The organism is Kineosporiaceae bacterium (assembly GCA_016713225.1).
Classification (GTDB): Bacteria; Actinomycetota; Actinomycetes; order Actinomycetales; family Kineosporiaceae; genus JADJPO01.
In genome coordinates this window covers 1,194,836-1,207,808 of record JADJPO010000003.1, presented here as the reverse complement: position 1 = coordinate 1,207,808, position 12,973 = coordinate 1,194,836, and the positions used below count along the sequence as shown (strand labels likewise).

Annotated in this window: 13 protein-coding genes; 6 read left to right on the top strand and 7 right to left on the bottom strand. The window is 67.4% G+C overall.

The annotated features are described in order from the left end of the window. The first annotated feature begins 168 nt into the window (after positions 1-168). The 4 genes from coxB (at position 169) to IPK24_16480 (ending at position 4,558) form a co-directional block, all read left to right on the top strand. Positions 169-1,011, top strand: a complete 843-nt coding sequence (gene coxB / locus IPK24_16495; GenBank protein ID MBK8077120.1) for a cytochrome c oxidase subunit II — start codon at positions 169-171, stop codon at positions 1,009-1,011. Next, positions 1,011-2,744: a cytochrome c oxidase subunit I gene (gene ctaD, locus IPK24_16490; protein MBK8077119.1), complete on the top strand. Its 1,734-nt coding sequence runs from the start codon at positions 1,011-1,013 to the stop codon at positions 2,742-2,744. Before coxB ends, ctaD begins: the two co-directional genes overlap by 1 nt. Continuing rightward, positions 2,741-3,142, top strand: coding sequence for a cytochrome c oxidase subunit 4 (locus tag IPK24_16485; protein MBK8077118.1), 402 nt, complete (start codon positions 2,741-2,743; stop codon positions 3,140-3,142). Before ctaD ends, IPK24_16485 begins: the two co-directional genes overlap by 4 nt. Before the next feature lie 210 nt (positions 3,143-3,352). After that, positions 3,353-4,558, top strand: coding sequence for a L,D-transpeptidase family protein (locus tag IPK24_16480; GenBank protein ID MBK8077117.1), 1,206 nt, complete (start codon positions 3,353-3,355; stop codon positions 4,556-4,558). A gap of 48 nt (positions 4,559-4,606) precedes the next feature. Here the strand turns inward: IPK24_16480 and IPK24_16475 are convergent, their stop codons facing one another. The 5 genes from IPK24_16475 to IPK24_16455 all read right to left on the bottom strand — a co-directional run bounded on the left by IPK24_16475 (position 4,607) and on the right by IPK24_16455 (position 9,143). Then, a complete protein-coding gene (locus tag IPK24_16475; GenBank protein ID MBK8077116.1) occupies positions 4,607-4,795 on the bottom strand; it encodes a hypothetical protein in 189 nt (62 codons plus the stop codon). 206 nt (positions 4,796-5,001) lie between these two features. Next, a complete protein-coding gene (locus IPK24_16470; protein MBK8077115.1) occupies positions 5,002-6,642 on the bottom strand; it encodes a cytochrome bc complex cytochrome b subunit in 1,641 nt (546 codons plus the stop codon). Next, a complete protein-coding gene (locus IPK24_16465; GenBank protein ID MBK8077114.1) occupies positions 6,639-7,676 on the bottom strand; it encodes a Rieske 2Fe-2S domain-containing protein in 1,038 nt (345 codons plus the stop codon). The genes IPK24_16470 and IPK24_16465 overlap by 4 nt, the downstream gene beginning before the upstream one ends. Beyond that, positions 7,673-8,458, bottom strand: a complete 786-nt coding sequence (locus IPK24_16460) for a c-type cytochrome (GenBank protein ID MBK8077113.1) — start codon at positions 8,456-8,458, stop codon at positions 7,673-7,675. Before IPK24_16460 ends, IPK24_16465 begins: the two co-directional genes overlap by 4 nt. An 85-nt stretch (positions 8,459-8,543) precedes the next feature. Further along, positions 8,544-9,143: a heme-copper oxidase subunit III gene (locus IPK24_16455; GenBank protein ID MBK8077112.1), complete on the bottom strand. Its 600-nt coding sequence runs from the start codon at positions 9,141-9,143 to the stop codon at positions 8,544-8,546. 233 nt (positions 9,144-9,376) lie between these two features. Between IPK24_16455 and IPK24_16450 the strand changes: the two genes are divergently transcribed. Both IPK24_16450 and trpD read left to right on the top strand, forming a co-directional pair. Then, positions 9,377-9,775, top strand: coding sequence for a response regulator transcription factor (locus tag IPK24_16450; protein ID MBK8077111.1), 399 nt, complete (start codon positions 9,377-9,379; stop codon positions 9,773-9,775). Further along, complete coding sequence (gene trpD, locus IPK24_16445) at positions 9,775-10,809, top strand: anthranilate phosphoribosyltransferase (protein ID MBK8077110.1); 1,035 nt, start codon at positions 9,775-9,777, stop codon at positions 10,807-10,809. Before IPK24_16450 ends, trpD begins: the two co-directional genes overlap by 1 nt. 11 nt (positions 10,810-10,820) lie before the next feature. Here trpD and IPK24_16440 read toward each other — a convergent pair whose 3' ends face one another. Together IPK24_16440 and IPK24_16435 are read right to left on the bottom strand one after the other, a co-directional pair. Further along, positions 10,821-11,105: an Lrp/AsnC ligand binding domain-containing protein gene (locus IPK24_16440; GenBank protein ID MBK8077109.1), complete on the bottom strand. Its 285-nt coding sequence runs from the start codon at positions 11,103-11,105 to the stop codon at positions 10,821-10,823. Between the two features lie 38 nt (positions 11,106-11,143). Next, on the bottom strand, positions 11,144-12,913 hold the full coding sequence (locus tag IPK24_16435) for a DEDD exonuclease domain-containing protein (protein ID MBK8077108.1): 1,770 nt from the start codon (positions 12,911-12,913) through the stop codon (positions 11,144-11,146). Positions 12,914-12,973 lie beyond the last annotated feature (60 nt).

Here is a 12,973-nt window from a genome sequence, read left to right as displayed (position 1 = left end):
GGCGCCTCATCCCCACAGGTGTCAGGCGCTAGTGTGAGCGGAGCAGGATCGTGTCCCCGAACGGTGCGTGGTGCGCCGTCCGGGCAAGCTTTCGTGGAAAGGCCGACGTTGCTCTCGCTCAAGGAAAGCCGCCTGCGTCGCGGCACGAGTCGCCGAGTCGCTCTGGTCATGCTCCCGCTGCTGGTCGTGCTCTCCGGGTGCGCCAGCGACAGTCCGGTGCGCCGGGTCTGGTTGCCGGGAGAGAGAGGCACCACGAACCAGACACCCAAGATCACTGATCTCTGGGTCGGTTCCTGGATCGCCGCGATGGCCGTCGGCGTCCTGGTCTGGGGCCTGATCCTCTGGTGTGTGGTGGCCTACCGCCGCCGCCGCGACGACACCGGATTGCCCCCGCAGATCCGTTATCACATTCCGCTCGAGATCATGTACACGGTGATCCCGCTCATGATGGTCGTCGTGCTCTTCAAGTACACGGCGATCTACCAGTCGGACATCACCGACACCTCCAAGCCGGCCGACGTGCACATCAACGTCGTGGCCAAGCAGTGGGCGTGGGACTTCAACTACCTCGACGACAAGGTGTACGAGGTCGGCACCCAGGTCGAGCTGGATGGCACCGAGAAGGAGATCCCCAACCTGTATCTGCCGGTGGGCAAGCGGGTGGAGTTCACCCTGCAGGCGCGGGACGTCATCCACTCGTTCTGGATCCCCGCGTTCCTCTACAAGCTCGACAACATTCCCGGCGTGACCAACAAGTTCCAGGTCGTGCCGGAGAAGATCGGCGACTACATCGGCAAGTGCACCGAGCTGTGCGGTGAGTACCACTCCGAGATGTTGTTCAACGTCAAGGTGGTCTCGCAGGCCGACTACGACAAGCACATGGCCGACCTGAAGGCCCAGGGCAACGTCGGCCTGCTCGACACCAGCCTGAGCCGCGTCAAGACCCGTCCGGGCGGCGGTGCCGTCCCGTTCAACACCCAGACCCTCGAACCCGCGTCCGGGAGCAACTGATGACTGCGATCGCCCATCCCCCCACGAGCCTGGCCCCGGTGAGGCCCGGCAAGGGAGTCCTGGCCGTCCGCTGGATGACGTCGACCGATCACAAGGTCATCGGCAACCTGTACCTGGCGACCTCGATGTTCTTCTTCGCGGTCGGTGGCCTGCTCGCCCTGGTGATCCGGGCCGAGTTGTGGGCACCCGGTATGCAGGTGTTCATCAGCAAGGAGCAGTACAACCAGTTCTTCACCATGCACGGCCTGATCATGCTGCTGCTGTTCGCCACGCCGGCGTTCAGCGGCTGGGCCAATGCGGTGATGCCGCTGCAGATCGGCGCCCCGGACGTCGCCTTCCCGCGGCTGAACATGCTCGCGTACTGGTTCTACCTCTTCGGTGGTCTGGTGGCGGCAAGCAGCTTCCTGGTGCCGCAGGGGCCGGCCGGCTTCGGCTGGTTCCTCTACCCGCCGCTGTCGAACTCGACCTACACCCCGGGCATCGGCCCGGACCTCGGCATCATGGGTCTGGCCCTCGGTGGCTTCGCCACCATCCTGGGCGCGGTCAACTTCATCACCACGATCGTGTGCATGCGGGCACCGGGTATGACCATGTTCCGGATGCCGGTCTTCACCTGGAACATCCTGATCACCTCGGTTCTGGTCATCATGATCTTCCCGCCGCTGGCCGCGGCGCTGTTCGGCCTGGAGGCCGATCGACGGTTCGGTGCCCAGCTCTTCGAACCCGAGAGCGGGGGACCGGTGCTCTGGCAGCACCTGTTCTGGTTCTTCGGGCACCCCGAGGTCTACGTGCTCGCGCTGCCGTTCTTCGGCATCGTCTCGGAGATCATCCCCACCTTCAGCCGTAAGCCGATCTTCGGCTACAAGGGCCTGATCTTCGCCACCATCGCGATCGCGGGTCTGTCGATGGCCGTGTGGGCGCACCACATGTACTACACGGGCCAGGTCAACCTGCCGTTCTTCGCCTTCATGACGATGTTGATCGGCGTCCCGACCGGGGTGAAGTTCTTCAACTGGGTCGGCACGATGTGGCGTGGCTCGATCACCTTCGAGACCCCGATGCTGTGGGTGCTCGGCTTCCTGGTGACCTTCCTCTTCGGAGGCCTCACCGGAATCATGCTGGCCACGCCGCCGGTGGACTTCCACGTCGGTGAGACCTACTTCATCGTGGCCCACTTCCACTACACGATCTTCGGCACCGTGGTGTTCGCGATGTATGCGGGCTTCTACTACTGGTGGCCCAAGATGACCGGCCGGATGCTCAACGAGGGCTTGGGCAAGTGGCACTTCTGGCTGACCTTCATCGGCTTCCACACGACGTTCCTGATCCAGCACTGGATCGGCGTCGAGGGTGCCGTGCGCCGCTACGCGGACTACCTGCCCTCGGAGGGCTTCACCTTCGAGAATCAGGTCTCCACGGTCGGTTCGGCCATTCTGGCGCTGAGCTTCGTACCGTTCATGTGGAACATCTACATCACGCAGGCCAAGGGCGCCAAGGTCACGGTGGACGACCCGTGGGGCTACGGCTCCTCGCTCGAGTGGGCGACCTCCTGCCCTCCGCCGCGGCACAACTTCCACTCCCTGCCGCGGATCCGCAGTGAGCGGCCGGCGTTCGACCTGCACCACCCTGAAGCGGCGGCGGCAGCCGTCACCACACCGGACAACAGCGTGCTGGCCAATGTCCTCGGCCCAGCCGATGTTCAGGACCCCACGATCGAAGGTGACCGTCCGTGAAGGTCGAAAGGCGACTGTTCGTCTACCTCGGGTTGCTCTACATCCCGGTGGGGACGGTCTACGGCTACATGACGAAGTGGGAAGAGCCGCTGGGCTTCCTGGCGCTCTACCTCACCTCGGCCATGGCCCTGATGATCGGTGCGTACTTGGCGTACACGGCCAAGCACATCGATGCTCGTCCGGAGGACGACCCGAACGCCGAGATTCGCGAGGGCGCTGGCGAGCTGGGCGTGTTCGCGCCGTACTCGTGGTGGCCGATGCCGCTGGGGTTGGCGGCGGCGTGCGTCTTCGCCGGACTGGCCGCCGGTTGGTGGTTGTTCTTCATCGGGGTCCCGCTGGCGGCTGTTGCGCTGATCGGCTGGGTCTTCGAGTACTACCGCGGTGAGTTCGCACACTGACCACCTCGCATCCGCCGAACGGTGGCATCTCGGTCTCTACACGCCGAGGTGTCACCGTTCGGCGTTTGGAGACCGCCGGTCGCGTACTCTTGGCCTGGCTGAGACGACTCACCTCGAGGTCATGGCAACCTTTGCCGCGCGTCCCGCGTCTCGAGGTGGAGGAGGCGTCGAGCAGGACGTCCTCCCGCTTGGATGACTGGAGAAACATCGGTGCGTAAGGGGTTTCTCGTCGCGGTGGCGCTGACGCTCGTGGTGACCTCGAGTGCCTGCCAGCCGGCGTCGAAGACGGCGGCGGGCAGCAGCCCTCAGGGCACGGGGAGCAGTTCCGCGACCAGCACGGTGGCTGGAGCCAGCGCCGCGGTGACCAGCGAGCCAGCGGTCCTCAGCCTGGCTCCCCAGACCGGTAGCACACAGGTGCGCCCCGATCGGCCCGTGACGGTCGACGTCGTCCACGGACGCATCAGCCGCGTTCGGCTGACCACCGAGGACGGTAAGCAGCTGAAGGGGGAGCTCGACGGCGGCAGCTGGAGGCTCACCGACGCCCTGGCACCGGGCACCACGTACACACTCTCGGCCCTGGGCGCCGGCGAGGACGGTTCGCCGGTCACGGCCACGTCCACCTTCACCACGCTCCAGGCGAATCGGCTGGTGTCCACCACCCTGATCCCCGGCGACGACTGGACCGTCGGAGTCGGCATGCCCGTGATCGTCGTCTTCTCCCAGCCGGTGAAGAACAAGAAGGCTGCCGAATCTGCGCTGACCGTCTCCAGCACGCCGTCCGTGGAGGGCGCCTGGCGGTGGTTCTCCGCGACAGAGGTCCACTGGCGCCCCAAGGAGTACTGGCCGTCGGGCACGAAGGTGAATGTCACCGCCGCGATGTCGAAGGTCGAACTGTCGGACGGCGTGTGGGGCCGGCGGACCACCACGAGCTCGTTCACCGTCGGCCGGTCGCAGATCCTGACCGTGGACACGGCTCGACACTCGCTGACCGTGCGCCAGGGCGACAAGGTCGTCCGGTCGATGCCCGTCACGACCGGCAAGGCCGGGTTCCGCACCCGCAACGGCATCAAGGTCATCATGAGCCGCGAGTCCCAGGTGAGAATGGATGCGGCCACCCTCGGCAAGGACAAGAGCGATCCCGAGTACTACAACCTGTTGGTCAACTGGGCGCTGCGCCTGACGTACAGCGGTGAGTTCCTGCACGCTGCCCCCTGGTCGGTGGGCTCGCAGGGACGGGCGAACGTCAGCCACGGCTGTACCGGGATGAACACTGCCAACGCGCGCTGGCTCTACGACAACTCACTCGTCGGCGACGTCGTGGTGTACACCGGGTCGTCGCGAGCACTCGAGTGGGGCAACGGATACACCGAGTGGAACATGCCGTTCGACACGTACGCAGCGGGGACCGACGTCTGACGGGCACGCCGCACCGGGGGTCGGTGGCTCGGCGGCAGAGCTGCCTCGTCAGCGGCGCCGGGGCCCCAAGAGTCGCTTCACGGCCGCCTCGATGACGAAGTAGGCGATGACCAGCAGCAGGATCAGTCCCCACCAGGGGACATTGGTCCAGATGACCAGGTTCACCTTGTCCCAGACACCCTCGAGGATGATCACGAAGATCACGATGGTGATGGCGGCCGTGAGCCGGCGTCGCAAGTCGGTGTTCATCGATGATCCTGACGCATGAGGTGAGGGTAGCGTTCCCGGCCTTGGCGGGGGGAGAACGAAGGGGAGAAGGGGTTTCGCTGCAGCGGGCATTGGCCGATCGCCGATCCGGAGCCGATCCGCACACGAATCGGCAGAGGGCTCATGAAGAAGGCCCGGACCATCAGGCCCGGGCCTTCCTCGTGTACGTGGGTCGATCAGTGCTGTGCCGGCGTTGACTCGATCGCCTCGTGATCGTGGTGATCGTGGTGAGCCGCGGCCAACTCCATCGGGGTCACCGGCTCGACGCGCTGCTCGAAGTAGAACTTCGACAGCTTGTTCTTCCAGCCCGAACCCGAACCCGGACGGCGCACGCCCCGCTCATCCTCCGCCGGCAGCTCGCCCAGCGGTCGACTGGTCTCGTGCTGCACCAGCTTCCACCGCTTGAACTCGTCGAGCGGTTCGTGGACCTCGAAGAACTCGCCGGCCTCGGTGCGTACCAGGACGGCGGTCTCACGGCCGTGCAGGACCAGGTCGCGGTCCTTGCGCTGCAGCCCGAGGCAGATTCGCTTGACGACGATGAAGACGACGGGCGGAAGCACGAAGACCAGGACCCGCAACGTGTTGGTGATGTCGTTGATCGACAGTCGCAAGACGGTGGCCATGATGTCGTTACCACCGCTGATCCACAGCAGGATGTAGAACGTGATGGCCATGGCACCCAGACCGGTCCGGGTGGGGGCGTTGCGGGGCCGGTCGAGCAGGTGGTGCTCACGCTTGTCCCCGGTGGCCCACTGCTCGATCCACGGGTAGAGGAACATCGGTGCCGTCATCAACCCCGGGATGACCAGAGCGGGAACCAGGATGTTGAACGACCAGGTGAATCCGAAGGCCGTGAACTCTCCCCAGCCGGTCATCAACCGGACTGCACCGTCCATGAAGCCCATGTACCAGTCGGGCTGTGAGCCGGCGCTCACGGGGGAGGGGTCGTAGGTGCCGTAGGCCCAGATCGGGTTGATCGTCACCAGCGCCGACATCAGCGTGATGACACCGAACACGATGAAGAAGAAGCCACCGGCCTTGGCGGTGTACACCGGGAAGAGCGGGTAGCCGACCACGTTCTTGTTGGTGCGGCCGGGCCCGGGGTACTGGGTGTGCTTCTGGATCACCAGCATCACGAGGTGGGCGCCGATCAGAGCCAGGAAGATGGCCGGCAGCAGCAACACGTGCACCGTGTAGATGCGGGGGATGAACTCCTCGCCCGGGAACTCGCCGCCGAACAGGAAGAAGCTGAGGTACGAGCCGACCACCGGGATCGCCAGGATGATGCTCGAGGCGATGCGGATGCCGGTACCGGACAGCAGGTCGTCGGGGAGGGAGTAGCCGAGGAAGCCCTCGACGATGCCCAGCAGCACCAGGACGCAGCCGATGACCCAGTTGAGCTCACGCGGCTTGCGGAACGCGCCGGTGAAGAACACCCGGAACATGTGCACGGTCATGGCGGCGACGAAGACCAGCGCCGCCCAGTGGTGGATCTGCCGCATGAGCAGGCCGCCACGGACGTCGAAGGAGATCCGCACGGTCGAGGCGAACGCCTCGGACACGTGCTGGTTCACCAGCGGGGCGTAGACGCCCTGGTAGGTGGTGTGCCCTGAGCTCGGGATGTAGAACAGGGAGAGGAAGACACCCGTCAGCAGCAGGATGATGAAGCTGTAGAGCGCGACCTCACCCAGCATGAAGGACCAGTGGTCCGGGAAGATCTTGCGGGCGAGGAACTTCACACCCTTGCTGGCGCTGAGTCGCTCGTCGGCCCAGTTGGCCAGCTTGCCGGACTTCGTCTCGGTCGTCGTGGTGGTCATCCCCGCTCCCAGAAGCTCGGCCCAACGGGCTCGCTGAATGCGTCTGCGGCCACCAGGTAGCCCTCCTCGTCGACGGTGATGGGCAACTGTGGCAACGGACGCCGCGCAGGACCGAAGATCACCTTGCAGTTCTGCGTCAGGTCGAAGGTCGACTGGTGGCACGGGCAGAGCAGGTGGTGGGTCTGCTGCTCGTAGAGCGCCACCGGGCAACCCATGTGGGTGCAGATCTTCGAGTAGGCAACGATTCCATCGTACGAGCCAGGGCGCGAGGCGTCATCCAGGAGCTCCGGGTCGAGACGCATGACCAGGACCGACGCCTTGGACTTCTCGTTGAGGACGTTCTCGACCTCCTCGATGCCCTCGGGCATGACGTGGGCGACCGAGCCCTGCACCAGATCAGAGGCCTTGATCTTGCCGCCCTGGGGGTCGAGCACCAGGGGCGTGCCCTTCTTCCAGATGGTCTCCGACAGCTTGTTGCCCGGGCGAGGCCCGAGGTCGCTCAGCAGGACGACGGCCGGGAGGGGGGCCAGGGCCATGGCGCCGATCAGAGAGTTACGGATCAGCGGGCGTCGACCGAGGCCGGATTCCTCGGCACCCTCGGCGAGGATGTCGAGCGCAGCGGCCCGGTCCTCGTCGCTGCCGCGCAGGTCGTGACGGTCCTCGACCCGCTCCTCGTCCGGCATCAGGGTCTTGGCCCAGTGGACCGCGCCCGCTCCGATGCCGAACAGGGCCAGGAAGAGGCCGAGGCCGACCAGGGCGGTGGAGAGCTTCACCCGGCCCATGAACTCGGTGTAGGGCAACGTGGTGTCGTACGGCAGGGCGAAGTAGAAGACCATCGCCAGCACGGTGCCGATGCCCGAGATGGCGAACAGTGCCGCCACCTGGCGCTCGGCCCGCTTGGCGGCCGCCGGATCGATGTCGGTGACCCGATGACGATGCGGGGGCAGTCCCGGGTCGTCGAACCTCTCGGAGGTCGCCACGGTGCCGTGGCTGTCACTGGAGACGACGTCGGGAAGGTTCTGGCTCTCACTCACGATGACTTGGCTCCCAACCACACGGCGCACCCGATGAGCAGACCCAGGCCGGCGAGCCAGGCAACCAGGCCCTCCGTCACCGGGCCGAACGACCCGAGGCTCAACCCACCGGGGGTCGGGGTCTCGTCGATCGACTTCAGGTACGCGATCACGTCACGCTTGCTGTCAGGGCTGATGGTCTGGTCGGTGAAGACCGGCATCGACTGCGGCCCGGTCACCATCGCCGTCCAGATGTCCTTCGGGTCGACGCCGGTGAGGCCGGCCGCATACTTGCCGTGCGTCAGCGCACCGCCCTTGCCCTGAATGTTGTGGCACATCGCGCAGTTGGTGCGGAAGATCAATCCGCCCTTGGCGATGTCGCCCTTGCTCGCATCCACGTCCGCGTCGGAGGGGATGGCCGGGCCGGGGCCGAGCGAGGCCACGTAGGCCGCCATGGCCTGGATCTCCTCGTCGGTGTACCGGACCGGGGAGACCTTCGGCGCCTGGGGGCCGGTGGCCGCCATCGGCATGCGTCCGGTGCCGACCTGGAAGTCGACCGCGGCGGCGCCGACGCCGACCAGGGACGGTGCATTGCGCCGTCCCTCGGCATTGGTGCCGTGGCACGTCGAGCAGTTGGCCAGGAACAGCTTCTTACCGGCCTCGATCTCATCCGCTGCGGACACGGCGGCCGAGGCTTTCCCGGTGGTCGCCGCGGCGTACGACACACCGGTGATGATCAGCGCGATCATCACCAGGAGTGCTGTCGCCAGCGGGTGTCGCCGCCGGGCTGCGAGTGCGGTCACGGTTTCTTCTCCTGGGCGAGCAGTGGAACCTGACGGACGTGCGCGTCCTGCGCTGGAATCCCTGTGAGTCGGAGTTGGGGGACTTCTACTTCAGGACGTAGATGACGAGGAACAGGCCGATCCAGACCACGTCGACGAAGTGCCAGTAGTACGAGGTGACGATGGCGCTGGTGGCTTCGGCGTGCCCGAACCGACGGGTCATGTAGCTCCGGGCGATGATCAGCAGGAAGGCGATGAGGCCGCCCGTGACGTGCAGACCGTGGAAGCCGGTGGTCATGTAGAAGACCGACCCGTATCCGCTGGACGCGAGCGTGAGGCCCTCCGAGACGAGCTTGGCGTACTCGTAGACCTGCCCGGCGACGAAGACGGCGCCGGCGATGTACGTGAGCACGTACCACTCGCGCATGCCCCAGTTCTTCCAGCCGTGCTCACGGGTCCAGGGCGTCCACCAGGGGCCCTTGGCTGCGGCCTGGAAGCGCTCTGCTGCGAACACGCCCATCTGGCACCACACGGAACTCAGCACCAGGTTGATGGTGTTGGCGGTGGAGAAGGGGATGTTCAGCAGCTCGGTGTTCTCCGCCCAGACGGGCGGGAGCACGGCTCTGATGGTGAAGTACATCGCGAACAGGCCGGCGAAGAACATGAGCTCGCTCGCCAGCCAGACGATGGTGCCCACCTGGACCATGTTCGGTCGATTGACCGTCGCGTGGGTCGGGTGGGGGCTGTCAACGATGGATGCGGTCGCCACGGAGGCCAATCTAGACCTACCGCGAGGGTGAAACCGAGGGGGTTGGTCAACCGGCGTGCCGAGGTGCCCTCCTTCGGCCGTGACCTGCGCCGAACGGTCGAGCAGCGGCGGCCGGTAGCATGCCCACGCCAGCCCTCACCGACTTCTCGATACGAGGCGGAGATCGCACCATGAACGAGCTGTCCGTCCTGCTGTACAGCGACGACGTGGACACCCGCACTGCGGTGCGGATGGCAGTCGGCCGGCGCCCCGCGGCGGACCTTCCGCTGGTGCGGTGGGTCGAGTGCGCCACGGGGGCTGCGGTTCTCGCCGCGGTGGACGGCGGCGGCCTCGATCTGCTGATTCTCGACGGCGAGGCCAGCCCGACCGGCGGCATGGGCCTGTGCAAACAGCTCAAGGACGAGATCTACGAGTGCCCGCCGGTGCTGGTGTTGACCGGCCGTGCTCAGGACGCCTGGCTGGCGACCTGGTCACGGGCCGATCAGGTGGTGGCTCACCCGCTCGATCCGGTGGCGATCGCGGCGGCGGTCGGTGACCTGGTGCGCGGGTCACGCAGCGTCGCGGGCTGATGGGCGCGATCACCTGGAGCCGTTTGATCGCCTCGCTGCTCAGCGGCGAGGACCTGTCGCGCGAGCAGTGTGCCTGGGCCATGAACCAGGTGATGAGTGCCGAGGCGACCAGTGCGCAGCTGGCCGGATTCCTGGTGGCTCTGCGCGGCAAGGGCGAGACGGTCGAGGAACTGTCCGGGCTGGTCGAGGCGATGTTGCAGCACGCCGTCCGGATCGAGGTCCCCGGACATTGTGTGGACGTCGTGGGCACGGGTGGTGACAGACATCACACCGTGAACATCTCCACGATGGCAGCTCTTGTCGTGGCCGGAACCGGGCGAACCGTGGTCAAACACGGCAACCGTGCTGCGTCGTCCTCCTCGGGCGCTGCTGACGTCCTGGAGGCACTCGGCGTGCGGCTGGACCTGCCACCGGGCCGGGTCGCCGAACTCGCCCCCGAGGTGGGGATCACCTTCTGCTTCGCCCAGGTCTTCCACCCATCGATGCGTCACGCGGCTGTGGCACGTCGTGAGCTCGGCGTGCCGACGGCGTTCAACTTCCTGGGCCCGTTGACCAACCCCGCGCAGCCGGCCGCCGCCGCGATCGGGGTGTCCGATGCCCGCATGGCTCCGATCATGGCCGGGGTGCTGGCCGATCGGGGGACCTCGGCGCTGCTGTTCCGGGGCGATGAAGGGTTGGACGAGATGTCCACCACCGCGCCCACGACGGTGTGGCTGGTGGACGCCGGGCAGGTTCACCGGACCTCGCTGGACGCCGTGGATCTGGGCCTGGCTCGGGCCACGCTGGCCGACCTCGCCGGTGGTGACGCCACGCACAACGCCGGTGTGGTGCGGTCGGTGCTGGCGGGGGAGCAGGGCCCGATCCGTGACGCCGTGTTGCTGAACGCCGCTGCTGCCGTGGTGGCTGCCGACGGCGCTGCCCGCGGTCTGCTCGTCGAGCGGATGCAGGCGGCCTTGGAGGAGGTGGCTGCTGCCGTGGACGGCGGAGCGGCGGCGAGTGTGCTCGATCGCTGGGTGGTGGCCAGCGCCTCCTGACGGGCCGCCCGTCAGTCCCCGTCCATGCCCAGCGCGAAGGCGGCCTCGAGGTCGTGCCGGCTGTAGGCCCGGAATGCCAGGTACGTGCGGGTGGAACTCACCCCGGTCACCTTGCTGATGCGATCGGCGATCACGTCGGCGAGCTGGTCGTGCTCGTGCACCCGGACCATGGCCACCAGATCGACGTCGCCGGTGACCGAGTAGACCTCGCTCACCCCGTCGAGGGCCGCGATGTCGGCGGCGACCTCGGGGATGCGGTTCACATCGGTCTGGACCAACACGATGGCCGTGATCATGCGTTCTCCCTGATCGGTCGGCCCGAGCCGGGTCGGTCTCAGCTCGGTGTCCCCGAGCCTAGTGCGTTCAGTTCGGCCAGGTGGCGGCCGGCGCCCGCCTGCGGGCAGCTCCACTCGCCGTCCAGGTCGACCAGTCGGACGCCGGGCTGCTCGAGCCAGCGCAGCACCTGTTCGGTCTCCTCCGGATGCGCGGCGGGCAAGGGGGCGGGGGGCGGCGTGGGCACTTGCTCACCGGTGGCGCGCAGCGCGTCCAGGTACGGACGCGGGTCGGCACCCGGCGGACTGGTCGTGGTCGCCGCCAGCCGGCCATAGCGCACCAGGATCAACTCCCACCCCCGCATGGAGTGCCCGGCCGCTCGCTCGGCGGGGACCTGCCTCGCGGCCAACAGCTCGCGGGTCGCGGCCAGGGGGGCCAACCGCTGGGTGCGTGAGACCGCCCGGACCACCGCGAGCAACCGATCACGGTGGCGGGCAGCTTCTTCGAACCGCTCCTGCGAGGCCAGGTCGGTGGCGCGGTCGAGCAGGTGGGTCACCACGGCGGTGGCGTCTCGGGTGAGTACCTGCGCAGCCTGGTCGCTCACGGCGCGGTAGGCCTCGACGTCCTGACCCCCGATGCACGGAGCCCCGCACCGGCCGATCTCGGCGAGGACGCACGCGCGGGCCGAGGGCGAGGGGCGACGAGGCAGGCGCGAGGTGCACTGGCGCAACGGAATCGCCTCGTGCAACCCGGCGACGGCGAGCTCGGCCTGCTGGTGTGAGGAGAACGGCCCGACATAGGTCGCGCCGTCCGGGATCACCGTGCGCACGACCGACAGCCGGGGGAAGGCCTCGGCAGTGAGCTTGATCCACGGTGCCCGCTGCGGGAAGCGGGAGCGTCGGTTGTAGGGCGGGGCATGCTCGGCGATCAGACGCAGCTCACGCACCCGCGCCTCGAGCGCCGTGGCACAGACCACCGCGGTCACCGACTCGGCCAGCGCCACCATCTCGCTCATCCGGGTGCGCTTCTCGGTGGCGGTGAAGTACGTCCGCACCCGGGTGCGGACATCGACCGAGGTGCCGACATAGAGCGGACGCCCTCGGCCGTCGCGGAACACGTACACGCCGGGGGCGTTCGGCAGGTCGTCGGCCAGGTGTCGCTTGCGGCGGGTCTTCTCCGGAACCCGCGTGCTCACGGTGGCCAGTTCCTCCAGGCTGGCCACGCCCAGCGGCCCGAGTCGCTCCACGAGAGCGTGCAGCACGTCGACGGTGGCCCGGGCATCGGTGAGCGCCCGGTGATTCGGCTCGACCCGGGATCGGAACAGCCGGGCCAGGGTCGACAGCTTGTGATTGCGGGCCTCGTCGCCCCGGACCACGGCACGGGCGAGCCCCACGGTGTCGATCACCGTCAGCGCCGGCCACACCCGTCCGGTCGCCGCGCACGCCGTCTTCAGGAACGTGGTGTCGAAGCCGGCGTTGTGAGCCACCACGGCGTCCGCACCGATCAGGAACTCGAGGAAGGCCGCCAGCGCTGCCCCGAGTCGCGGCGCCGTGGCCACCATCGGATTGGTGATACCGGTGAGCACCGAGATGAAGGCGGGAATCGGCTCACCGGGGTTGACCAGCGTCTGGAACTCACCGAGCACCTGCCCGCCGCGCACCTTGACCGCTCCGATCTCGGTGATGGCGTGCTCGGCGGCGCTGCCCCCGGTCGTCTCGAGGTCGACCACCACGAACGTCGTCTCGTGCAGGGGGGTGCCGAGTTCGTCGAGGCTGATCTGGGCGCCCGGACGCCACGTCGGGAGCCCGGCGTGGGTGTCGATCGTGGTCATGACCCCGACGCTAGGGGTGGGGTACGACAACCATGCCCCGCCACGTCGTCCGGCGATCCG